This is a genomic window from Halorubrum lipolyticum DSM 21995, from assembly GCF_000337375.1.
GTDB lineage: Archaea > Halobacteriota > Halobacteria > Halobacteriales > Haloferacaceae > Halorubrum > Halorubrum lipolyticum.
In genome coordinates this window covers 184551-207548 of the sequence record NZ_AOJG01000041.1, presented here as the reverse complement: position 1 = coordinate 207548, position 22998 = coordinate 184551, and the positions used below count along the sequence as shown (strand labels likewise).

At 69.2% G+C, this 22998-nt stretch carries 22 protein-coding genes, 1 tRNA gene and 1 pseudogene; 12 read left to right on the top strand and 12 right to left on the bottom strand.

Annotated features, from left to right (window positions below; genetic code table 11):
• Window positions 1-36 precede the first annotated feature (36 nt).
• The 3 genes and pseudogenes from C469_RS15705 to C469_RS15695 all read left to right on the top strand — a co-directional run bounded on the left by C469_RS15705 (window position 37) and on the right by C469_RS15695 (window position 2177).
• Window positions 37-267, top strand: a complete 231-nt coding sequence (locus tag C469_RS15705; RefSeq protein ID WP_008008366.1) for an AbrB/MazE/SpoVT family DNA-binding domain-containing protein — start codon at window positions 37-39, stop codon at window positions 265-267.
• A pseudogene (locus C469_RS15700) lies at window positions 268-641 on the top strand (PIN domain-containing protein).
• Window positions 642-683: 42 nt separating this feature from the next.
• The gene (locus tag C469_RS15695; protein ID WP_008008364.1) at window positions 684-2177 is read left to right on the top strand and encodes a replication factor C large subunit; all 1494 of its coding nucleotides are present in this window, start codon (window positions 684-686) and stop codon (window positions 2175-2177) included.
• 42 nt (window positions 2178-2219) lie between these two features.
• Here the strand turns inward: C469_RS15695 and C469_RS15690 are convergent, their stop codons facing one another.
• Entirely contained in the window at window positions 2220-3452 is a 1233-nt protein-coding gene (locus C469_RS15690) for a sensor histidine kinase (RefSeq protein WP_008008363.1), read from the bottom strand.
• Between the two features lie 250 nt (window positions 3453-3702).
• On the opposite strand from C469_RS15690, the gene C469_RS15685 reads away from it, so the two are divergent.
• A complete protein-coding gene (locus C469_RS15685) occupies window positions 3703-4782 on the top strand; it encodes a zinc-dependent alcohol dehydrogenase family protein (protein WP_008008362.1) in 1080 nt (359 codons plus the stop codon).
• Window positions 4783-4905: 123 nt separating this feature from the next.
• Here the strand turns inward: C469_RS15685 and C469_RS15680 are convergent, their stop codons facing one another.
• Window positions 4906-5799, bottom strand: coding sequence for a COX15/CtaA family protein (locus C469_RS15680; protein ID WP_241430041.1), 894 nt, complete (start codon window positions 5797-5799; stop codon window positions 4906-4908).
• A 572-nt stretch (window positions 5800-6371) separates the two neighbouring features.
• Window positions 6372-6827: a DUF5814 domain-containing protein gene (locus C469_RS15675; protein WP_008008360.1), complete on the bottom strand. Its 456-nt coding sequence runs from the start codon at window positions 6825-6827 to the stop codon at window positions 6372-6374.
• A 172-nt stretch (window positions 6828-6999) separates the two neighbouring features.
• Here C469_RS15675 and C469_RS15670 point away from each other — a divergent pair.
• Window positions 7000-7072, top strand: a tRNA-His gene (locus C469_RS15670).
• A 169-nt stretch (window positions 7073-7241) separates the two neighbouring features.
• On the opposite strand, the gene C469_RS15665 is transcribed toward C469_RS15670, so the two are convergent.
• Together C469_RS15665 and C469_RS16525 are read right to left on the bottom strand one after the other, a co-directional pair.
• Window positions 7242-9083 carry a sensor histidine kinase gene (locus C469_RS15665; protein WP_049911491.1) on the bottom strand — a complete coding sequence of 614 codons (1842 nt, stop codon included), beginning with the start codon at window positions 9081-9083 and terminating at the stop codon, window positions 7242-7244.
• A gap of 19 nt (window positions 9084-9102) precedes the next feature.
• On the bottom strand, window positions 9103-9534 hold the full coding sequence (locus C469_RS16525) for a hypothetical protein (RefSeq protein WP_241430040.1): 432 nt from the start codon (window positions 9532-9534) through the stop codon (window positions 9103-9105).
• 136 nt (window positions 9535-9670) lie between these two features.
• On the opposite strand from C469_RS16525, the gene C469_RS15655 reads away from it, so the two are divergent.
• Together C469_RS15655 and C469_RS15650 are read left to right on the top strand one after the other, a co-directional pair.
• Window positions 9671-10315, top strand: coding sequence for a hypothetical protein (locus C469_RS15655; protein WP_008008355.1), 645 nt, complete (start codon window positions 9671-9673; stop codon window positions 10313-10315).
• Complete coding sequence (locus C469_RS15650) at window positions 10312-11391, top strand: hypothetical protein (protein ID WP_008008352.1); 1080 nt, start codon at window positions 10312-10314, stop codon at window positions 11389-11391. The genes C469_RS15655 and C469_RS15650 overlap by 4 nt, the downstream gene beginning before the upstream one ends.
• A 70-nt stretch (window positions 11392-11461) precedes the next feature.
• On the opposite strand, the gene C469_RS15645 is transcribed toward C469_RS15650, so the two are convergent.
• The gene (locus C469_RS15645; RefSeq protein ID WP_008008350.1) at window positions 11462-12352 is read right to left on the bottom strand and encodes a mechanosensitive ion channel family protein; all 891 of its coding nucleotides are present in this window, start codon (window positions 12350-12352) and stop codon (window positions 11462-11464) included.
• A 231-nt stretch (window positions 12353-12583) separates the two neighbouring features.
• Here C469_RS15645 and C469_RS16520 point away from each other — a divergent pair, with 231 nt between their 5' ends.
• A complete protein-coding gene (locus C469_RS16520) occupies window positions 12584-12943 on the top strand; it encodes a hypothetical protein (RefSeq protein ID WP_082230167.1) in 360 nt (119 codons plus the stop codon).
• A gap of 3 nt (window positions 12944-12946) precedes the next feature.
• On the top strand, window positions 12947-13276 hold the full coding sequence (locus C469_RS15635; protein WP_008008346.1) for a hypothetical protein: 330 nt from the start codon (window positions 12947-12949) through the stop codon (window positions 13274-13276).
• A 248-nt stretch (window positions 13277-13524) separates the two neighbouring features.
• Here C469_RS15635 and C469_RS15630 read toward each other — a convergent pair whose 3' ends face one another.
• A complete protein-coding gene (locus C469_RS15630; RefSeq protein ID WP_008008344.1) occupies window positions 13525-15210 on the bottom strand; it encodes a Na+/H+ antiporter NhaC family protein in 1686 nt (561 codons plus the stop codon).
• Between the two features lie 103 nt (window positions 15211-15313).
• Between C469_RS15630 and asd the strand changes: the two genes are divergently transcribed.
• Window positions 15314-16360, top strand: a complete 1047-nt coding sequence (gene asd / locus C469_RS15625) for an aspartate-semialdehyde dehydrogenase (protein WP_008008342.1) — start codon at window positions 15314-15316, stop codon at window positions 16358-16360.
• Between the two features lie 80 nt (window positions 16361-16440).
• Complete coding sequence (locus tag C469_RS15620) at window positions 16441-17067, top strand: class I SAM-dependent methyltransferase (RefSeq protein ID WP_008008341.1); 627 nt, start codon at window positions 16441-16443, stop codon at window positions 17065-17067.
• A gap of 18 nt (window positions 17068-17085) precedes the next feature.
• Here the strand turns inward: C469_RS15620 and C469_RS15615 are convergent, their stop codons facing one another.
• On the bottom strand, window positions 17086-19077 hold the full coding sequence (locus C469_RS15615; RefSeq protein WP_008008338.1) for a 3-hydroxyacyl-CoA dehydrogenase/enoyl-CoA hydratase family protein: 1992 nt from the start codon (window positions 19075-19077) through the stop codon (window positions 17086-17088).
• A 126-nt stretch (window positions 19078-19203) separates the two neighbouring features.
• On the opposite strand from C469_RS15615, the gene C469_RS15610 reads away from it, so the two are divergent.
• A complete protein-coding gene (locus C469_RS15610) occupies window positions 19204-19800 on the top strand; it encodes a DNA-3-methyladenine glycosylase family protein (protein WP_008008337.1) in 597 nt (198 codons plus the stop codon).
• A 25-nt stretch (window positions 19801-19825) separates the two neighbouring features.
• Here the strand turns inward: C469_RS15610 and C469_RS15605 are convergent, their stop codons facing one another.
• The 4 genes from C469_RS15605 to mch form a co-directional block, all read right to left on the bottom strand.
• Window positions 19826-20182: a nuclear transport factor 2 family protein gene (locus C469_RS15605; protein WP_008008335.1), complete on the bottom strand. Its 357-nt coding sequence runs from the start codon at window positions 20180-20182 to the stop codon at window positions 19826-19828.
• Window positions 20179-21384, bottom strand: a complete 1206-nt coding sequence (locus C469_RS15600) for a potassium channel family protein (RefSeq protein WP_008008333.1) — start codon at window positions 21382-21384, stop codon at window positions 20179-20181. Before C469_RS15600 ends, C469_RS15605 begins: the two co-directional genes overlap by 4 nt.
• A gap of 70 nt (window positions 21385-21454) precedes the next feature.
• Window positions 21455-22024: a hypothetical protein gene (locus tag C469_RS15595; protein ID WP_008008332.1), complete on the bottom strand. Its 570-nt coding sequence runs from the start codon at window positions 22022-22024 to the stop codon at window positions 21455-21457.
• A 34-nt stretch (window positions 22025-22058) separates the two neighbouring features.
• Window positions 22059-22997 carry a methenyltetrahydromethanopterin cyclohydrolase gene (gene mch / locus C469_RS15590; protein WP_008008330.1) on the bottom strand — a complete coding sequence of 313 codons (939 nt, stop codon included), beginning with the start codon at window positions 22995-22997 and terminating at the stop codon, window positions 22059-22061.
• Between the last annotated feature and the right edge of the window lies 1 nt (window position 22998).

The following is a 22998-nucleotide window of genomic DNA, read 5'->3' as shown; positions in this document are numbered from 1 at the left end:
GGAACTCTTTTTATTGTACCCACCGTACGATACAGCATGTCCGATGTGACGCTCGACGACCGGGGGCGTCTGACGCTCCCGAAAGAGATTCGAGAGCAGCATGGAGATCAGTATCACATCGTCGAACTTCACGACGGAATCAAGCTGATTCCGGTCGCGGACGACCCTCTCGACGCGCTTCGAGACGAGTTCGCCGACGTCGAGAAAACGGCCGATGAACTCCGGGAACGGGCGCGCGAAGCGGCGGTAGACGAGGCCGGGCGCTGAATGTACGCCGAGACCGACTTCCTACTCGCACTCATCAAGGATGAAGACTGGTTAGGCGAGGCGGCCGAGACGGTGTATCGAAACGATCGAGACGAACTGTGGACGTCGCAGTTCACTCTCATCGAACTCTTACTGGTCGCCTACCGCGAGGAACGCGACACCGAGCGGGTGGTGACGAACGCCGCGAGTCTCGTCGACGTTCGCGGCGACGTGGATACCGTTGTTGCGGCGGCGACGTACGTCGAAGACCACGGGTTCACACCCTTCGACGCGCTTCATCTCGTCGAATCCGACGGCGACACCATCGTCTCCAGCGACGAGGGTACGAGGGGTTCGCTCCGCAACTCGACCTGAAAGGGTTGAGCGAAGAGTAACGCTCCGCAACCACTAAACGCGGCTCGTTCCTTGCTCCGGTAATGGTCGACTGGACGGAGAAGTACCGCCCGAGCACCCTCTCGGAGGTCCGCGGCAACGACAAGGCCCGCGACGCGTTCGCGGAGTGGGCGCGCTCGTGGGACGACCACCGCGAGGCCGTCGTCCTCCACGGGAGCCCGGGCGTCGGGAAGACGAGCGCGGCCCACGCGCTCGCGAACGACATGGGGTGGGAGACGGTCGAGCTGAACGCCTCCGACCAGCGCACCGCCGACGTCATCGAGCGCTTCGCGGGGCGGGCCGCGCGCAACGCCACCCTCGGGGGGAGCGCGGCGGGCGGCGGCGCGACCGGCGGCGACACGGCCTCTCGCCAGCTCGTGATCTTAGACGAGGCCGACAACATCCACGGCAACTACGACCGCGGGGGAGCCTCGGCGATCACGGAGCTGGTCAAGGAGTCGGGCCAGCCCATCGTTCTCATCGCCAACGACTACTACGACATGGCGCGCGGGCTCCGCAACGCCACCGAGGAGATCGAGTTCCGCGACGTCTCGGCGCGCTCCATCGTCCCCGTCCTCCGGGACGTCTGTCGGAAGGAGGGGATCGAGTTCGAGTCGGACGCGCTGGAGCGGATCGCGGAGCGCAACCGCGGCGACCTCCGCGGCGCGATCAACGACCTGCAGGCCGCCACGGAGGGCCGTGACTCGATCGCGGTCGAGGACGTGGTCACCGGCGACCGCGACAAGGCGCTCGGCCTGTTCCCGTTCCTCGACGCGGTCCTCAAAGAGGAGTCCGCCGAGGAGGCGCTGCAGTCGGCGTACGCCGTCGACGAGACGCCGGACGACCTGACGAAGTGGATCGAGAACAACGTCCTCGACGTGTACGAGCCGATGGAGGCGGTCCGCGCGTACGACTTCCTCGCGAACGCCGACGTGTGGCTGGGTCGCGTTCGGGCCACCCAGAACTACACCTACTGGCGCTACGCCACCGACAACGCCGCCGCCGGCGTCGCCGCCGCGCGCGACGGCGAGAAGGGCGGGTGGACGCGCTACGGCCGGCCCCAGTTCTGGTCGTCCTCGGACGCGACCGCCGACGAAGTGGTCGGACGGATCGCGGCCGCGAGCGGCTGCAGCGTCGCGACCGCGCGCCGCGAGGTGCTCCCGTTCCTGCAGACGGTCACCCACCACTGCAAGCCACGCGAGCTGACGGTCGCGATGGCGGCCGCCTACGACCTCGACGAGGCGGGCGTCGCCTTCGTCACCGGCTCCGGGGAGTCGACGAACAAGGTTGGATCGGTCGTCGAGGACGCGCAGGCGCTCCGCGAGGAGCGGATGGAGGACCACGCCGAGGGCGCGTTCGCGGGCGGCCGTCGCGGGGGCGACGAGCCCGATCCGTCGGACGGCGCCGGCGACACCGGCGCTGCTGGCGACACGGGCGGAACGACGGTTGACGACGGAAGCGGCGGCGAGGGGACCGAAGACGGCGAAGACGACGCCGACGGTGACGACGGACAGGCGGGACTGAGCGACTTCATCTGACCGGAGGCGGCCGCCGGATCCGCTCGCTCGGCGCCGCGGCGCTCACTCGCCCGGCGCCGTTTCCGATTCGCCGCGGGAACCGACCTCGCCCGACTCGGAGGCGGCGTCGGACTCGCTCGGCGCGGCGTCGGCGGCCTCGGCTCCCTCGGCCTCGGCTCCCTCGGCCTCGACGAGGTCGACCCCGGTAAACTCGAACCGGGCGCCCCCCGCCCGGCTCTCGGTCACCGACACCTCCCAGCCGTGGGCCTCCGCGATGCGCTCGACGATGGAGAGCCCGAACCCCGTCCCGTCCCTGTCGCTCGAGTGACCCGGGTCGAAGACGGCGTCGCGTTCCGACGGGTCGATCCCCCCGCCGTCGTCGGCGACGTAGAACCCGTCCGGCTGCCGGCCCACGAACACTCGGAGCGACGGGTCGGGGTCGGTCACGGTCCCGGAGTCCGCACTTCCCGTCTCGAGAGCGGGTCCCTCGGAGCCGGAGCGATCGGTTTCGCTCCCCCCGAACGTCTCGGGGTCGATGCTGTCGGTCGGTCCCCCGGCGTCCCGTTCCACGGCAGCGACGGAGACGGCGTCCGGCGCCCCGTGCTCGACCGCGTTGCGAAAGAGGTTCTCCAGGGCCTGTCGGAGTCGGCTCCGGTCGCACTCGACCGGCGGCAGGGGGTCGTCGACGACCAGGACGACGCCTTCGGGGGTGCCGATCGTCCGCCACGCCCGGTCGACGACGCTCCGGAGGTCCGCCGTCGCGGTCTCCTCGACCGATCGGCCCTCGCGAGCGAGCGCGAGGAGGTCCGAGATGAGGTCGTCCATGTAGTCGAGGGCGCCGTGCGCGCGGTCCAACCGCTCGGCGGCCGCCTCGCCGTCGAAGTCCCGAGCCAGTTCGATGTTCCCGACCGCGACGGAGAGGGGATTCCGGAGGTCGTGAGAGACCACGCTGGCGAACTCCTCTAACCGCTCCCGCTGCTGTTCGAGCTGTCTGCGGCGCTCGACCCGGTCGTCGGCGGGGAAGAGATAGCCGACGACGTCGCCGCTCTCGTCGCGGGCGCCGCGCTCGTGTACCCACTCGGGGTCGCCGTCGACCGCGAGCCGGTACGTCACGTCGACCGCGCCCTCGTCGAGCGCGTCGCGGAGGCGGTCCCTGTCGGCGGACTCGACGACGCGGAGCCAGTCGGACCGCGGCAGCGACTCGGGGTCCAGCCGCGACTCGCCGGCGGCCTCGACGACGAGCCGCGTCGGGTCGCCGTCCGGGCGCCGATACGCGACTCCCGGTCGACGCTCCATCGGCTGTGTCACATCACACACACCTTACCGTGGAATAATAAATCTTTCTCAAATATCAGTTCCATTATCGTTCTTCACGTTGCCTGAGTTACATAATATGCGTCTCAAAAGCGTTAAAAAAGCGTACTACGGGCGAATACAAACGTGAGTGGCCAACGTTCGTTCAAAATCGTATCATTTATATACCACGTGTCAGACGCCACAACGGACCCGGACGCGGTTTTAATCCCCGGCGGACCGTGGGGCTCGTATGCGCGCGGCGATCCTCCGCGAACACGGCGAACCGTTGGCCATCCGCGAGGTCCCCGAGCCGGAACCCGACCGCGACGGCGCCGTGGTCCGCGTGGCCGCCTGCGGCGTCTGTCGGAGCGACTGGCACGCGTGGGCGGGTCACGGCGAGTGGGCCGACGACCGCGTCCCCCGCGGGCAGGTGCTCGGCCACGAGCCCGCCGGCGAGGTCGTCGCCGTCGGCGACGCCGTCGATCGGTTCGCCCCGGGCGACCGCGTCGTCGTCCCCTTCTCACTCGGCGACGGTACCTGCCCGCGGTGCCGTCGAGGCCACGGAAACGTCTGCGGCGACGGACGAGCGCTCGGCTTCGAGTCCGACTCCCCCGGCGCGTTCGCCGAGCGCGTCGCCGTCCCGGACGCCGACTACAACCTCGTCGAGCGCCCGCCGTGGCTCGACGCGACCGCGGCGGCCGCGCTCGGTTGTCGGTACATGACGGCCTACCACGCCCTCGCGGAGCGGGCCGACCTCGGCGGCGGCGAGCGGCTGGCCGTCCACGGCTGCGGCGGCGTCGGGCTCTCGGCGGTCCAGCTGGGCGACGCGCTCGGCGCCCGGGTCGTCGCCGTCGACGTGGACGACGACGCCCTCTCGTTCGCCCGCGACCTGGGCGCCGACGAGGCCGTGAATCCGAACGACCTCGGTGGCGACGAGACGGCGGTTCCGGACCGGATTCGGACCCTCACCGACGGCGGAGTCCACGTCTCGGTCGACGCGCTCGGAATCGCCGAGACGTGCCGCAACTCGGTCCGGTCCGTGCGCCCGCGCGGGACCCACGTGCAGGTGGGGCTGACCACCGAGGCCGAGCGCGGCGAGGTGTCGCTGCCGACCGACTGGATGACCCGCTGGGAGGTGTCGTTCGTCGGCTCGCGCGGGATGCCCCCGACCAGCTACGACGACCTGTTCGACCTGATCGAGGCGACCGATATCGATCCCGGAGCGCTCGTCGCCCGGGAACTATCGCTGTCGGAGGCCTCGGACAGGATCGCGGCGATGGGCGAGTACGGGGAGAACGGTGTGGAGGTCGTCACCGAGTTCGAGGAGTGACTCCCCTCACTGCCCCCGCTCGATGCCGAGCCCGGGGACCGCCGCGCGGTCCTCGACGCGTACCGTCTGCTTCGACGCGGTGACCCGTTTCGGCGCAGTGAGAACGTGTCGGCAGCGATCCGATCAGTCGCCGCGGACCGGCCCCGCCGTCGTCCCCTCCGCGCCGAGACCTCTGATCGCCCACGCGGCGCCGATCGCGAGCGCGGCGGCGACGCCGAGCGCGACGAGGTTGAGCCGCTGCCAGAACGCGGTGTACAACACCAGATCGCGGCCGAGAAGCAGGGTTCCGACGAGCGCGGCCATCGATCCGGCGGCGAGCAGGCGGACGGTCTTCGCGGTCGACCGGTCGAGTCCCGCGTAGCCGGTTCGGACGGCCTCGGTGGCGTACGCCACGGTCGCCACGAGTCCGAGGTGGCCGGCGAGTCCGGTCGCGTAGAAGCCGGCCTGCGCGCCCGGCGAGTAGGTGACGAACGGGACCGCGCGGGAGAACACCGCGCTGGCGACGATCCCCACCGCGGCGATCCCCACCGCGGCCCGGAGCAGCCGCGGGGAGCCACGGCCGCCGCCCCAGATCGTCGCGAATCCGAGCAGCGTGAATATCGCCAGCGCGACGATCAGGTGGGCGGCGTGCGTCGAGACGGTGTAACCGCCCGGGACGAGCCCGCCGACGGTGACGGTGACCGCGCCGACGGTGATCTGCAGCGGGAGGATGACCACCGCGAGCGTCGCCGCCAGACGGGTTCGCCGGTCTCGGCCGTCGAGCCACGCCCAGCCGGCGACGCCGATGATGAGGAAGCCGGTGACCATCGCCCACACGCGGTGGAACCACTCGATGAAGTCCGGGTTGACGGTCAATGCGGGGATGAGCTGGTCGGAGCAGAGCGGCCACTGGGCCTGACACGCCAGTCCCGAGCCGGTCGCCGCGGTGTAGACGCCGAGCGCGAACAGCGCCAGCGTCATCCCCGTCGTCGCCGCCGCGTATCGCCTGAAGGTCAGCCACGCGGGCCGAAGACTCATTGTTCGAGTTCGGGCGCGAGCGCACTTAGACCGTTCGGACGCTCCACGCGGATGGGAACGACAGCGAACGGATCGAGGACGGCCAGAAGCGGTTTAGCCTTATAAATAAACGGCGGTGGCGCGCGCCTCCGAGCGGGCCATCGGCCCGCGAGGAGCACGCGCGAGGGAGTCGGTGGTCCGGAGCGAAGCGAAGGACCACCGACGAGGCTGGGGAGGCGTGAGGCTGCGGTGCTGTGCGGGGTGGGACTCAAAGGGGCAGCCGTTCTCGGCGAACCCCAGCGACGCAAGGACTGCAGGGAGCGTAGCGACCGAGGACCGCAGCGAGCTGTGGGAGCCGAGAACGGCTGGGGCTTTGGAAGCCTTTACCGCCGATCCATCAACAGCGATTTATAAGCGACCAGCTGGGCTTTGGAGGCGTTCACGACCAGATTGCGGTTAGCTGTTTATAAGCGATCGAGCAGAACACCGGCGATCGTCGTCACTGCTCCGCCGACACCAACGCCCCCTTATAAATATACGATCGGCACGACAAAACCGTCCTCCGCGACACCGACACCATCGATTTCCAATCCTCACCCGGACAGCTCCCGCTTCGCTCGCCGCGCCCGCTCGGACATCTCCTCGTTGTTCTCGACGTCGGCGAGGGTCTCGATCGCCTCCAGCTGCCGCACGGAGTCGTCGAGGAACGAGAGCACGTCGCCGGTGTACGCGTACACCATGTAGTCGTCGCTCATCACGTCGACGATCGCCTGCGGGCCGAGCCCCTCGGCCCGGAGCTCCAACACGTACCGCATGAACTTCTCCTCCGGGCAGCCGCAGTAGGGGTTCGCCTGACAGTCGCAGTCGAGGAAGTCCTCCGCGAAGTCCAGGATCCGGTCCCGCGTCGTCGAGTCGAGCTTCGAGAGCCCGTCGCCGGTGAACAGCATGTCGAGCGTCGCGCCGGCGAACGCGCCCTTCGGGATGTTCGTCTCCAGCTGGGAGGCGAGCTGCCGGTGGTTCTTCACGTAGATCTTGTCGGTGAACGCCACGGTTGCCCGCGGATACGCCGGCCGGGAGTAAAAACCGCGTGGTCGTCGGAGCGGACCCGGTGTGACCCCTGCGTCCGCCGAACGGGCGTCGAGACCGGAACGTCACCGCACCGCACGGCCGTCCGGGAGTCGTAACGGTTATTTATCAAAGCGGGATAGATATCGACGCGTGTCCGGGTTAGGGTAGTGGACTATCCTTCAGCCTTGTGGAGGCTGAGACGCGGGTTCGATTCTCGCACCCGGACCTACACGGCGTCGCCGTGTGGCGTTTTCACCGGTTCTCAACACAACGAGAACCATATGTCTCAAGTCAAAAAGGCGGGTATCCGGGTGGTTCCAAAACCGTCCGAAGCATACCTGTCACAACGTCAGTTGACCGACTACCGAGACCACCGTTCGGCCCGCGCGAGCGAGTTATCCCGAGGCGTCGCCACCGAGTGCTCCGACGGCGGCGTCGCCGTCGACCGCTCGGTCGCTCGCCTCCGCTCGCGCGAGTTCCACGACGAAGACGGCGCCGCGCGGCTCGTTGTCTTCGATCCACACGTCTCCACCGAACTGTCGGGTCAGGACCGAGACGAGGTAGAGCCCGATCCCGGTGCCGGCGCTGTCGAGCCCCTTCTCGCCTTTCCCGAACAGCTCCGTCTTCTCCGCGTCGGGGACGCCCGGTCCGTCGTCGGCGACGCGGACGCGGACCCGGTCGTCGGCCGCCTCGAAGGTGACCGTCACCTCGGGGGCGGCGGTGTCGTTGTGCTGGACCGCGTTGTTCAGGAGGTTCCGGAACACGGACGCGAGCATCTCGTTCGCGAGGACGGTCGCTCGGGGCGGGTCATCCGGCACGCGGAACGTCGCGTTCGGGAAGGTGTCGCGCGCGGTGCGGACCTCGGCGGTCACCACGTCGCCGAGGTCGACCGGCTTCACGTCGAGCACCGCGTCTCCGGCGAGCGAGTCGACGAACTCGCGGGCCGTCTCGGTGAGCTCGATGACGTGCGCGGACTTCCGGAGCACGCGCTCGAGCGCGTCCCGCCCCTCCTCGTCGACGTGGTCGCGGAGGGTCTCGGTCCAGCCGTGGATCACGGCCATGTCGTTGCGGATGTCGTGGCGGACCACGCGGTTCAGCGCCTCCAGCTGCTCGGTCCGCTCTTCCAGTTGGATTCGGTACCGCTCCCGGTCGGTGATGTCGTCGATCGTGAGCAGCTCCCCGGAGGTCGCGCCGCCGGCGGTGAACGCGTTTCGGGAGACGTGGAAGAACCGGACCGTCCCGGTCGAATCGCGCGCCTCGCCGGCACCCTCCAGCGCACCGGTCCGATCTGTCGCATCGGTCCCGTCTGCCGAATCGATCCGATCTGCCGAATCGATCCGATCTGCCGAATCGATCCGGTCTCGTGCCGGGCCCTCGATCGCGATCACCCCGTCATCGTCGCTATCGACGGCGATCTGCGGGAGCACGGCGTCGAGCGGCTCGCCGACCGCGCCGCGGAGCGCGGGAAACAGGAGGCGCGCGGTCCGGTTGTAATCGCGGACGCGTCCGGCCTGGTCCAAGAAGATCGCCGCGTCGTCGCTCTCCGCCGCGAATCGGATCGTCTCGAACCGCTGGACGTAGACGAACAGCGTCCCGACCGCGAACAGCGCGACCCCCGGGGGCTCGTACATCAGCGGGAGGAGCCACGACAGCTCCCCGCCGAACACCGTCGCGGCCGTCGGAATCGCCGTGACGGCGACGAGTCCGACGAGCGGTCGACTGTCGGCGCCGGCGTAGTAGAACTGCTCGAGCAGCATGAAGAAGCCGACCGCGATAACCGCGTACGAGAGCCCGAGGACCGCCCAGTAGAGCAGCTCGTGCCGGATCGCGAGGTACGGAAACGGCTCGGAGACCCACGCCGTCGTGAAGTAGAGCTCGTGGAGGGGGTTGGTCGCCTTCAGCAGGCTCGTCGCCGCGAAGACGCCGACGACGAGCCGTCTGTACGGGGCGCGTCGCGGCGAGCGGCCGGTGTAGGCGGCACAGAAGTAGAGCCACGCGCCCACCGCGAGCAGCGCGAAAATGAAGCCCACGATATACGACGCCGTCTTGAGCGCCTCGCCGGGCGCGACGAGGTACCCCACGTAGCCGCCCGCCCAGACGGCGGACGTGAGGAGGAGCCCCATCAGTCCCTCGCGAGTCTCCGGGTGTCCGACGCGAGCGGCTCGCGGAAGGGCGGCGAGGCACACGACCGCCGAGAGCGCGAAGACGGCGACGTGCGCGAGAAAGACGAGATCCATCGTTCGACGGCTACATCCTTCACGTCCCGTCCGATAACGGTTCGGGTGTCGGTCCGACGAGCGGGGAGCGAACGACCCCGACCACAGCGCCGCGACCATCACCACCGTGAGGACCGCCAGCCAGAGGAGCGTCTCGATCGCCGCGCCGCCGACCGCGAGCGGCCGTATCAGCGCCGCGATCCCGAGGATACCGAGCACATTGAACACGGTTACCGCCGACGAGGCTGCCTACGGACATCCCCACGTGGCTCTCTCGCATGGCGACCAGCGGAACGGCGAGCTCCGGTGTCGAGGTCCCCGCCGCGACGATCGTCCCGCCGATCGTAAGCTCGCTGACGCCGAACCGCCGGGCGATCCGCACCGTCGAATCGACGAGCGCGCGGGCGCCGATCCACAGGCCGAGGACGGTGAGCGCGACGATCGCGAACTGGGCGGTCGACGCGCCGAGCATGCCCCTGATCGTTCTCGAACGGTGATATTAAAAACGATCTCGGGACCGCATTCGCTCGGTCCGCCCCGGTAACGCACCGTGTACTTATGTGTCGGTCGGGCGTCGTGAGGCCCGTTATGAACGGACGTGAGACGCCGTGAGGCGGCGCGGTCTGCTCCGGAGGAGCGCCGGGATCGGCGCGGTCGGCCTCGCCGCGCTCGCGGGGTGTACGGGCGGCGAAGACGACGGGCTGACCTTCGAGGAGGGGTTCGAGGACGGCGTCGGCGACTGGGCGTTCGGCGCCGCGATCGGTCCCGAGGTAGACCTCGACGAGTTCGACTGGGAGGCGTCCGTCTCCGAGGAGGAGGCGGCCTCGGGCGACGGCTCGCTCCGGATCTGGAACCAGGGCGACTACGACGACGGCGTCACCTGGGCCACTCACCCGATAGCCGTCGACGCCGGGGAGTCGTACCGGATCGAGGTGACCGGCCAGTTCTGGAGCGAGTCGGAGTCGTTCAACACCATCCGACACGCCCTGATGCGTCTCGGTCCGGAGCCGCCCGAGACGGAGGAGGACTTCCCGCAGCCGGGGCTCAACACCACCGACCTCGGCGAGACGCCGTACGGCGGGCTCCGCGACGCGCTGTGGCTCGCCGACGGCTGGCGCGAGTACGCCTTCGAGTGGACCACTCCGGAGCTGTCGACGGACACCCTCCACCTCAGCGTCGGCACGGCGGTGATCTGGGAGGCGGACGCGACGCACTACGTCGACGACCTCGCGGTGACCGTCGAGCCGCGATGAGCGGGAACCCGGAGCCGGCGTCGAGCGCGGACGACAACGCCGACGCCGACGACGCCGACAGCGACGCGAGCACCGCCGACACGATGCGAGAGCGCGCCGGCGAGAACCGGGCGAAGCTCTGGCTGCTGTTGCGCGCGAACCGGCTCGTCGTCGCGGGCGTCCTGACGATCGCCGTCTTCGTCGCGTTCGTCGCTGTGGCGGTCGCCTTCTCGCCGTCTCTCGCCGAGAAAGTCGGGTCGAGCGACCCGATCGAGACGATGTTCGCGTCGATGATCACGGTGATCGTCACGGGAACGACGCTCGTCGTCACGATCGGCCAAGTCGTGCTCACGCAAGAGAACGGCCCGCTCGGTGACCAGCAGGAGCGCATGAACGACACGCTCGCGGTCCGAGACACCATCGCGGAGCTGACCGGATCGCCGACGCCCACGGACCCCGCGGCGCTGCTCGACGCAATCCTCGGAGCCGCGGCCCGCCGCGCTCGGGATCTCAATGAGTCTGTCCGCGAGCGCGCCGGCGTCGAACGCGGCGAGACCGCCTTCCGGGAGGACGTCGACGAGCTCTCCGTGAGCGTCGTTGAGAACGCCGACGACGTGCGCGGCCAGCTCGACGGCGCGGAGTTCGGCTCCTTCGACGTGGTGTTCGCCGCCCTCGACTTCGACTACGGCCCGAAGATCGGCCGGGCCGAGCGCGTCGCCGCCGACCACGACGAGTCGCTCACCGACGCCGAGCGCGATCTGCTCGGGGAGCTGAAGGAGTCGCTGTCACTGTTCGGTCCCGCCCGCGAGCACGTGAAGACGCTGTACTTCCAGTGGGCGCTGATCGACCTCTCGCGCCTGATCCTCTACGCCGCGGTGCCGGCGCTGGTCGTCGCGGGCCTCACGCTCGCGGTCGTCGACGCCGGGACGTTCCCGGGACGCACCCTCGGAGTCGACCACGTGACGCTCGTCGTCGGGGGCGCGTTCGCGGTCACGCTCCTCCCGTTCTCGCTTTTCGTCTCCTACCTGCTCCGGGTCCTCACCCTCGCGAAGCGGACGCTCGCGATCGGACCGCTGGTGTTGCGGGACTCCGACTAGCCGCCCGCCGGCGGAGTCGCCCTCCCGACTCCGCCGGTGGCCGGGGTCTCGACGAACGTCCGCCGCGCAGTCACTCGCCCCCCGTGGTCGACGAATCGACCGCCTCGTCTCTCACGCTGACCGCTCCGGAGAGCAGCTGCGCGGACGGCGGAGCGAGCGTGATGCCCTCGTCGTCGAAGCGCCGCTTCACCAGTCGGCGGAAGTCGGAGCGGATCGTGAGGATGTCTCTGTTCCTCGGGTCGTCGGCCCAGAACTCCGCCTGTATCGTGATCGCGTTCTCTCCCAGTTCGACGATGCGCGTGGTCGGCGCCGGGTCGTCGAGCACCGGGTCCAGGGTCGTGACGACCTGCTGTAGCTCCAGCAGAGCCCGCTCGGTGTCCTCGTCGTAGGCGACGTACACCTGTTCCGTGAGCCGATACCGGTCCCGACCGTACGGGCGGGTGATCGCGTTGGCGGTGAGCTCCGTGTTGGGGACCGAGATCGTCTCGTGGTCCGGCGTCCGGATGCGGGTGACGCGGAAGTCGACCGCCTCGACCGTCCCGCTCCCGCCCGGCCACTCGATCCAGTCGCCGACGTTGAAGTCCGGGTCGGCGACGAGGAACATCCCGCTCACGAGCGACCCGAACACCTGCTGTCCGGCGATTCCGAGGGCGAACGTGAGCGCCGCGATGATGACCGCCGACTCGGAGAGTATCCGTCCGTACCCGGCGGCGATGATCCCCGTCAGGGTCGCGAACCCGATCATCGCCACCCGGAGGTACGTCTTCGTCGCGGTCTCGATCGTGGGGTTGTTGCGATTGCGCGCCTTCACGGCTCGTGTCGCCAGAGGGATGACGGCGAAGTGGCTCGCGAGGTAGACGACGCCGAACCCCACGGTGAACCAGAACAGCTCCGACAGCACCTGATTGTACGCCGAGAGGAGGTTCGTCAGCCACTGCGGGAGCGCGATCTGGCCGGTCATGTACCGAGGTGGGAGGCGTACCGGTTAAAAGCCCGACACCACGCTCACCGGCGGGATCGCCGCGCGCTCGGATCGCGTTCACCGATGCACCTCACCGAGCGGTCGAAATGTCGCCCTCGACACTCCCGGACGACAATCTACTAGTAGGGCTGGCGGAAGTAGATCGGTCTTGATCGTCGGTGACTTCGGTACGGCAGTACATTCATTACACCAGCACGTTAAGTACGATCTATGCCCGTCCGTATCGAAGAATTCGAAACAGGGAAGCTACCGGATAGTCCGAGCGTTCCCGAGCAGGTACTCGTCTACCTATATACGAATCGGGATAAGGCGTTCACCCGCTCAGAAATTGCGACCGGAATCGAGGAAGACCCGAACACGGTCGGAACCGCGCTCTCTCGGCTGAAACAGCGCGATCTTGTCCGACACAAAGGGGAATACTGGGCGGTAACCGAGGATTTGAACCGTGTTCAGGATGCGTACGATCTCCATACAGCGACGGAGAAACTCGACGGCGAGGATGGGGGCATCGATCCGGACGACTGGGACACCGTCGCTCCAGTCGAGCCCCATCCGAGTGAACGGGAGTAATAGATGCAACCGAAACGAGGAGATGTCGTTCGGAGTTCCGACCCGTTCAAGCTGGGCGAGGACCGCCAGCGTCCGTGGTTGATCGTCAATAACAGTTCACACCCGTTCGACGACGAGCAGTTCCTTGGAGTCGCCATCTCGACCAAGGAGTACGATGACTCGGTTGCGTTGAGTTCCGACGCGTGGGAAGTTGGCGGTGTTCCGCGCGATTCGTACGTCTCCCCGTGGGCGGTCCACTCGCCGCGGATCGAAGATCTAGTAGCGTGGCAGGGCCGGGTAACCGACGAGTTCACAGGTGCCGTCGTCGGTGAGATAGAGACGTATCTCCGGTAATTCGAAATGTCGCCCGCGACACTAACGACCGGTCTCATCTCCGGCGGCGTGCCGCGTCAACCGGGAAACCCTCGTGGCGGGCGGTCGCCTGCGCGGCGACGGGCGGGTCGCGTCTGCGACCGGATGTCACGCGCCTGGGTTCTCCGCGCGGTCATCGCTCCCATCGGGGAGTACTCGGGCGGGGACTGAGGGCGCGCACCCGGCAGTAGCCCCCCCGCGCTTTTAAATGGTCCGTCGGGCTCGGCGCTTCAGTCGTCCTGCTCGTCGCCGGCGACGACCACGCGCTTCCCGTCGTCCGTCTGCGGCTCCGAGACCGAGACGGGGTCGATCCCGCGACGCCCGGCGTCGAACTCGGAGAGGAGGTAGACGAGCGCGACGAGCGTCAGGACGCCGACCGGGAGCAGCACGAACGGCGTGATCCCGAGGAATCCCCACACGAGTAGCAGCGCCACCGAGACCAGTCCGACGGTGACCGCGTAGTAGATCTGGGTGCGGACGTGGTCGACGAGGTCAGCGCCGGTGAACGTCGCGGAGAGCACCGTCGTGTCGGAGATCGGGGAACTGTGGTCCCCGAAGATCGCCCCCGAGAAGATGACGCCGACCATGACCGCGACGAGGGTGTGTCCCTCCGCGCCGCCGCCGGTGATCTCCCAGGCGATGGGGACCGCGATGGGGGTCATGATCCCCATCGTCCCCCAGGAGGTCCCGGTCGAGAAGGCGATGAAGCCGGCGACGACCATCACGAGCGCCGGGAGGACGGACGCGGGGACCGTTCCGACCGTCGCCTCGGCGACGTACTGGCCCGTTTCGAGCGCGGAGATGACCTCGCCGATCCCCCACGCGAGCACGAGGATCGACACCGCGGTGAGCATGATCCCGAACCCGTCGACCGTGTACTCCGTCGCCTCGCCGAACCCGAAGATCTGGTAGGCCTTCCCGAGCAGGAACCCGGACAGCACCATGCCGAACGCGCCGATCATCAGCGCGGTCGCGAAGTCGGCGTCGATCACCGCGCTCCACAGTCGGTCGCCCGCGCTCCCGAACTCGGTCGCGAGGAGGTCGGTCAGAAAGCCCGCCGGCTCGAGCCCGCCCGACCAGAACGCCGTGGCGATCGTGACGGCGATCAGGACGGCGACCGGCCCGAAGAAGTTGATCAGCCGCGGCGTCGACGCCGGCGGCTCGCCCAGCTCGCCGGCCACGTCCTGCATCGGCTCCGCGTCTTCGCGAGTGACCTGCCCGGTCGTCCACGACCGGTGTTCGGCCGTCAGCATCTCGCCGTAGTCGCGGCCCCACAGCACGACGATGGCGACCATGGCGATCGCGAGGATCGCGTACATGTTGAACGGGATCGAGGAGAGGAACACCTCGAAGGTGCTGGGCCGGTTCGCCTCGGCGACGCCCGCCTCCGCGTACCCGTCGTCGATAAGCGACAGCTGGAACGCGACCCACGAGGAGATGCCGAGCGTGGCGACGGGCGCGGCGGTGGAGTCGACCACGTACGAGAGCTTCTCGCGGGAGATCCGAAGCTGGTCGGAGACGTCCTTCATCGCCGAGCCGACGATGGCGGTGTTGGCGTAGTCGTCGAAGAAGAGGACCAGCCCGAGGACCCACGCCGCCAGTCCCGCCTTTCGCTGCGTGTCGAGGCGTTCGATCGCCCAGTCGCGGACGGCGTAGGTCCCGCCGAGGCTCCACACCATCGCCACGCCCGAGCCGAGGAGCAGCGTGAACACGAGGATCGTCGCCTGGAAGCCGTCGTCGGCGATGATCGCCGCGACGATCCAGTCGAACGTCTGGACGATCCCGAGCCCGCCCGTGTAGATCACGGCCCCCGACCAGATACCGAGGAACAGCGAGAGGATCGCCTTGCGGGTGACGATTGCCAGCGCGATGGCGAGCAGCGGCGGAGCGACGGACAGTACTCCGAAGTCGGTCATGACACCAACTGTCACGAGGAAGTATATAAGTGTCGCGTCCACCGGCCGGCGGAATCGGCGCGTATCCGAACGCACTTACGTCCCTGTGACAGACTCACGCGCAATGTCTGTCCAAGTCGGTATCCTCGGCGCCACAGGCGCCGTGGGACAGCGGTTCATCCAGCTCCTCGACGACCACCCGACCTTCGACCTCGCCGCCGTCACCGCGAGCTCCGAGAGCGCCGGGAAGACGTACCGCGAGGCCGCCAAGTGGCGCGTGAACACCCCGATCCCGGACGACGTCGCCGAGATGGAGGTCGCGGAGACGACGCCCGCGGGGATCGCGGGCGACGACGTGGACCTCCTCTTCTCGTCGCTCCCCTCGGGCGTCGCGGCCGAGGTCGAGCCGGCGTTCTTAGAGGACGGGTACGTCGTCTCCTCGAACTCCTCGAACGACCGCATGGCGATGGACGTGCCCCTCACCATCCCCGAGATCAACCCCGACCACCTCGACCTGATCGAGGTCCAGCGCGACGAGCGCGGCTGGGACGGCGCGCTCGTCAAGAACCCGAACTGCTCGACGATCACGATGGTGCCCACGCTCGCCGCGATCGACGAGTTCGGCCTCGAAAGCGTCCGCGTCTCCACCCTGCAGGCCGTCTCGGGCGCCGGCTACTCCGGCGTCACCTCGATGGAGATCATCGACAACGCCATCCCGCACATCGGCGGCGAGGAGGAGAAGATGGAGACCGAGTCGCGCAAGCTCCTCGGCGAGTTCGACGGCGCGGAGGTCCGCCTCCACGGCGCCGACGTGGCCGCCTCCTGTAACCGGATCCCGACGCTCGACGGCCACCTCGAGAACGTCTTCGCCGAGTTCGCCGAGGACCCCTCGCCCGCGGACCTCCGCGAGGCGATGCGCTCGTTCGAGGGCGCCGGGAGTCTCCCCAGCTCGCCCGACCAGCTCATCAAGGTGTTCGGCGACGACGAGCCCGAGCGCCCGCAGCCCCGCCTCGACCGCACCTACGCGGGCGGCATGGGCATCGTCGCCGGGGGCGTACAGGCGACGAACGCCGGCGCGAAGTACAACTGCCTCGCGCACAACACGATCCGCGGCGCCGCGGGCGCCTCGCTGCTCAACGGCGAGCTGCTCGTCGAGGAAGGGTACGTATAAAAAGGTGAACTGCCGGTTTCAGTGATCGCGTGCGATTCCGACCGAAATTTTGAACGGTCGCGTCTCGGTACCGGTTCGGTATGGTCGACAAGGACGCCGTTCGCCGCGGGTACGACGCCGTCGCCGAGGCGTACGCCGCGGACCGGAGCGAAGACGGTCGCGGACGCGAGATCCTCTCTCAGTTTCTCGACGGCCTTTCCGAATCCGCGCGGATTCTCGACGCCGGCTGCGGGCAGGGGACACCGGTCCTCCGAGATCTGACCGCGACGGCGACTGCGACAGGGTTGGACATCTCCCGCGCGCAGCTGGAACTGGCCGCGGAGCGCGTCCCCGACGCGGCGCTCGCGCAGGGGGACATGGTGAGGCTGCCCTTCCGCGACGGCGCCTTCGACGCGGTGACGGCCTACCACTCGCTGATCCACGTCCCGCGCGGGCAACACCGAGAAGTCGTCGACGAGTTCGCTCGGGTACTAGCCGACGGTGGCAGACTGCTCTGCTCCGAGGGACCGGACGAGTGGAGCGGGGCGAATCCTGACTGGCTCGACACGGGCGTCGAGATGCAGTGGCACATCGCGGGCGTCGAGGCGACGCGAGACCACCTCCGAGACGCCGGGTTCGCCGCCGAATCGGAGCGGCCCGTCGGCGACCCGCCGGAGAACGGGGACGACGAGCGCTGGACGTTCTTCTCGGCGCGACTGGAAGGGTAGGCCGCCCCGGACCGCGACCTACTTCCCTTCGAACTCGGGCTCGCCATCGCCCATGAACGCCGTGATCCCCTCCATGAGGTCGTCGGTGTTCATCACGTGGCCGAAGCCCATCGCCTCCACCTCGAGGCCCGCCTCGCCGTCGGTGCGGCCGGCGTGGATCGCGCGCTTCGTGTACTTCTGGGCGATCGGCGGGCCGCCGGCGAGCTGTTCGGCCAGGTCCCGGGCGCGCTCGTCGAGCTCGTCGTCGGGCACGACCTCGTTGACGAAGTCGTAGTCGGCCATCGTCTCGGCGTCGTAGCGGTCGGCGGTGAGGATGATCTCCTTCGCGCGGCCCTCGCCGACGATCCGGGCGAGCCGCTGGGTGCCGCCCCAGCCCGGCAGCAGGCCGAGGTCGAGTTCGGGCTGGCCGAGTTCGGAGCGCTCGGAGGCGATCCGCATGTCGGCCGCGGTCGCGAGCTCCATCCCGCCGCCGAGACAGTAGCCGTCGATGGCGGCGACGACCGGTTTGTCCGACGCCTCCAGCTTCCCGAACGTCTGCTGGCCCTGTCGCGAGAGCTCGACGGCGGTGATCGGCTCGGCGCCGCCGGCGGCCATGCTCTGCACGTCGGCACCGGCCGAGAAGGCGCGGTCGCCGGCGCCGGAGAGCAGGATCGCGCGCACCTCGTCGTCGGCGTCGAGGCGGTCGATCGCGTCCGCGAGCTCGTCGAGTAGCTCGCCGCTGATCGTGTTCATCCGGTGCGGGCGGTCGATCTCGACGTGCCCGACGCGGTCCTCGACGGCGACGTTGAGGGTGTCGTAGGCGGCGAGCGCGTCGTCGCCGTCGCCTCCCGCAGCGCCCTCGCCTCCGCCGTGGAAGCCGCCCGCCTCGGCGGCCTCGCGGAGGGAGTCGGTCGCCTCGTAGCGCGCCTCGCCCGTCTCCTCGTGGAGGTCGTCGAGGGTGGCGACGAGCGTGTCGAGCCCCTCGCCGTCGGCGAGCTTCGCCGGCCCGTCCGGGAAGCCGGCGCCGAGCATCACCGCGCGGTCGATCGCGGGCGCGTCCGCCACGTCGTTGCCGACGAGCCCGGCGACCTCGTTGGCCATCACGGCGAGCAGGCGCCTGCGGACGTCGGCGTCGATCGCGTCCGAGGGGATCTGGGCGCCGTCGCCGTTCTCGTAGTCGTAGAAGCCCGAGCCGGTCTTCTTGCCGAGCTCCTCCGCCTCAACCTTCTCGACGAGGAGCGGGCAGGGCCGGTACGCCTCGCCGAGCACCTCGTGCATGTACTCGAGGACGTGGTAGCCCACGTCGATGCCGACCTGGTCGGCGAGCTCGAAGGAGCCCATCGGGAGTCCCATGTCGAACTTCGTCGTGGAGTCGACCGCCTCCATCGTGGCGTCACCGGACTCGACGATCCACGCCGCCTCGTTCATCAGTGGGACGAGGATGCGGTTGACGATGAAGCCGGGGCTGTCCTTCCGGACGCGGACGGGGGTCTTCCCCATCGACTCGGCGAGCCCCTCGATCAGTTCGAGCGTCTCCTCGGACGTGTGTTTCCCGGAGATGACCTCGACCAGGTCCATCCGCACCGGCGGGTTGAAAAAGTGCATCCCGCAGAAGCGCTCCGGCCGGTCGGTGACCTCCGAGAGCTCGGTGATCGAGAGGCTGGAGGTGTTGGTGACGAAGACGGTGCCCTCTGGCGCGTACTCCACCACTTCGTCGTACACGTCCTTTTTAATCGCCATCTTCTCGGGGACGACCTCGATCACCACGTCGGCGTCGGCGAGCGACGCCTCGAGGTCGACGAAGGTCTCCACGCGGTCGAGCGCGGCGTCGGCCTCCTCGTCGCCGATCCGGTCCTTCTCGGCGAGCTTGCCGAGCGACCACTCGATCTGGTCGTAGCCGTCTTGGACGAACTCCTCCTCGATGTCCCGCAGGGCCACGTCGTAGCCGGCGAGCGCGGCCACCTCCGCGATGCCGTGCCCCATGTTTCCGGCGCCGAGGACCGTTACGCGCTGGACGTCTTCGAGTTGCATACCGAAAGGGTCGGAACCGTCATGGTTGAACGTTTCCATCTTCCAAACGAGAAACTTGCTGTAAGTTTATCTGCGCGCGTCTCCCGGGGGAAACCCACTCCCGTCTCGGGGCCCAATCACGCTCCGATGAACGAGCGAGTCGCGGCGACCCTGCGCGAGGACCCGACGATGGCGCGGCTGATCGACCGGCACGGCCCGCTGGCGGTCGAGCCCGCCGGCGACGAGTTCGCGCGCCTCTGTACCTCGATCGTGAACCAGCAGCTCTCGACCGCCTCGGCGGCCGCCATCCACGAGCGGTTCGTGGACGTTCTCGGCGCCGATCCGACGCCCGACCTGGTGCTCGCGGCCGACGAGAGCGACCTCCGCGAGGCGGGTCTCAGCGGCACGAAGGTCGAGTACCTGCGGAACGTCGCCGCGGCGTTCCGCGACGGCGACCGCGATCTCACGCGCGAGGGGCTCGCCGACGCGAGCGACGAGGCGGTCGTCGACGCGCTCACCGAGATCCGCGGCGTGGGGGAGTGGACCGCGCGGATGTACCTCATCTCCGCGTTAGGTCGCGAGGACGTGCTCCCCCTGGGAGATCTCGCGGTGCGAAAGGGGATCGAACAGGTGTACAACGACGGGGGAGAGTTGACCCGCGCGGAGATGCGCGACATCGGCGAGGCGTGGCGGCCCTACCGGAGCTACGGGACGCGCTACGTCTGGGCCGAGTACGAGTCCTAGCCGGCCCGCTGAACCGTACTGAACCCTACTCGCCGTCCGCCGCCGCGTGCGTCTCCAGCGCTGAGAGCCGCCCGTCCGCGACCGAGAACACGTCCACGAACGCGAAGAGCTCGTCGCCGTCGGCGTCCAGTAGCCGCCCTTGGACGGCGACGCCGGGACCCTCGGGGTACACCGCGTCGACCGCGTGGCTCGTGTCGGTCATCGGGCGCTCGTCGCGCATGAACGCGACGAAGCGGTCGCGCCCCTCGAAGGTGCGGTCGGGGCGCTGCTGGACGAAATCGGGGGCGAGCAGGGCCGCGAGCCGGTCGTACTCCCCGGCGTCGAGCGCGTCGTAGTACGCGCGGACGAGCCGGTCGGGGTCGCCGATACGGGGCGCCGTCACGCCGCGAGCGCCTCGAACTCCTCGGCCGAGGTGCGGGTGCCCTTCGAGAGCACGGCGTCGCCGGCGCGGAGGGTGGTGTCGATGTCGTGACCGACGAGCCATCCCTCGTCGGGACGGCGGATGGCGATGACGCTGGTCGAGATGTCGGTCGCGGGGATCCCGTCTTCGATCCGAGTGCCCTCGAGGTCGCTCCCCTCGGCGATCACGGTCCGGGTGATGATCTCGTCGGACTCCTGGACCGCCATCTCCACGACCGGGTGGACGCCGATGTCGCGCATGACGCCCTCGGTGATCTCCAGGGCGGCGTCGGAGATCTCCTCGGTCGCGACGCCGAGGTGGATCAGCCCGCGCAGCGAGACGGGGTCGTCCGCCTCGCGGGCGGCCCGAAGCGTCCACGCCTCGAACCGCGACTGGAGCGCGTCGACTTCGATCTCCAGGTTCGACACCTCCTCGGCGAGCGCCTCGTTGTCGAAGAGGACCGAGCCGTACGCCAGATCGACCGCCAGCTCCGAGAGGTTCTTCATCAGCACGATGGAGTCGACGGCGCGCTCCAAGTCGTCGATGGCGGGCTCCGGGGGTTCGTCCGGGTCGAACGGGTCGCCGGTCAGCGTCGGGTGCACGTCGGTTACCCCCGTCTCGGGGCCGCGGAGGAGCGTCACGTCGCCGACTTCGATCCGGGTCGTCGGGCCGGGGTTGAAGATCCAGTCGTCGTCGCGCCGGATCGCGATGACGCGCACGCCCGTCTTCGACTCCAGGTCGATGTCCTTCAGCGTCCGCCCCGCGTACGCGGAGTCGGCCCAGACGGTGCCGCGGACCAGCGTCTCGACGCCCTCGGTGAGCGCGCCGCGCATCGCGTCGGGGAGGCCGATCTCCTCGGTGACGATCTTGGCGATGTCGCCGGCGGCGTCGGAGATCTTGTCGGCCGCGCCGACCACGCCGAGCACCGGCGCCAGCGTCTCGGCCTCGTCCGGGCTCCGGGCCGCGAGCATGAGGCTCATTCGCGCGCGCATCTGGAGCACGTCCATCCGGTGTTCGAGCTCGACGACCTCGTGGGCGATCGTCGGGCTCCCGTGGAGGACCGCGGAGTACGACAGGTCGATCAACAGCTCGGCGGTGTCTTTCATCTCCACGAGCAGGTCCTTCACGCTCGTCGGCTCGTACCGGACCCGCAGCGGTCCCTCCCGCCCGTCGAATCGTCCCATGGGAGTCCCTCTCCGGCTCCGAGTAAAAGGCTTGTCACGGATCGCCGGTCGGTCCCCGAAAACCCCCGTTTCAGACGGCGCTACCGGCGACGTAGGCGATCGAACCCGCCTCCGGAGGCGTCCTTTCGCCCGCCTGGCTCGTCTCGCTCGTCTCGCTCGCCCCGCTCGTCGCGATCCCCTCGGCGAGGTCGACGAGCGCGAGCCACCGCAGGAGGCGATCGGCGCGCTCGCGCCACGTCGCCTCCCAGTTCGGATCCCGGGCGCGGTCGTGTCGCGGCACCGACTCCCGCGTCGCCGCGAACAGGTCGGCGGGGGTGAGCGGTTCCGCGGGCGAGGCCGCTCGCAGCGCGGCGAGCGCCTCGGGAACGAGGAGCACGCCCTCGCGGAGCCCCTCGCGGACGCGCTCGGGGGTCGGCTCCGCGTCGGTCCTGACGAACCCGCGGGGCGTCTCTCGGACCAGCCCGAGCGCGCGCAGGAACGCCAGCCAGTCGTTCGCGGTCTGCCGGTCCGAGAGCCCCCGTCGGTCGCGGAGCCGGGCGCAGCAGTCGTCGGTGCTCCCCGGGACGAGCGGCACCGCCCGCTGGAACGCGCGGAGGTCGTCGAGCGAGTCGGGCGGTTCGGGGACCGGCTTGAGACGCATCAACGGCTCGGGCGGGCCGACGCGGCGGCCGGCATCAGCGGTAGCCGAACGACTCCGCCAGCAGCTCCTCGTCGGTCTCGCCGACCGCGTAGACGGGGCCGTCGATCACGTCGACCGTGACCTTCGCGGGGGCGAAGACGCGCTCGTCGACCTCGTAGAAGTCCCAGCCGGCGTCCTCGAACACCTCGACGAAGGGCGTCCCGTACTCCTCGCGAGCGGTCGAGACGATCTGGTCGAAGCGGTCGTCGTCGCGCGCGACCTGCAGGTGGACCTCCCCGCCGTACGCGAGGGCGTCGTTCGTCCGCCCCATCGCCAGGTCCTCGTCGCGGGTGGCCGGGGCCATCGGCGCCGCGCCCGAGGCGTGGAGCACGTCGGTCGGCTCGTAGCCGAGCTCCAGCAGGCGGAAGACGGCGAGCTCCGCGGCGCGGGCCGCGGTCGCGACCGAGCCCGCGGTCGAGCCGGTGGCGTACGCCGGCAGGAAGACGCCCTCGGCGTCGACCTCGGCGAGGTCGGCGACGTGCTCCGCGACCTCCTCGGTCGGGAGCGTCGTCGACTCGACGGCGAGCGTCGCGAACTCGGAGGAGTCGTAGTAGCCGACGCGCTCGAACTCGGTCTCCTGTCCGACGAGCGCGCGGGCCGGCCCCGAGCCGAGCCCCTCGAAGCCGGAGTCGAATTCGAGCTCCCAGCCCGCCTTCTGCGAGCAGAGCAGCGCGATGGCGGGGTGGTCGGTCGACAGCTCGACGTACTGGCGCGGCGCGCCCGCGACCTCGCCCATGCGGGTGCGGAGGTTCGCGAGGCCGGCGGTCTGGATCTCGGCGAGCAGCAGTCCCGCCTCGACGCCGCCCGCGGCGTCAACGCCGAAGTCGACGACGGTGGCGCCGTTGTCCAACTCGTAGCCGACGACGTCGAGCTCGCCGGCGAAGTCGAGCGCCTCGTCGACGAGCTCGATCGCGGTCCGGTTGATGCTTTCCATG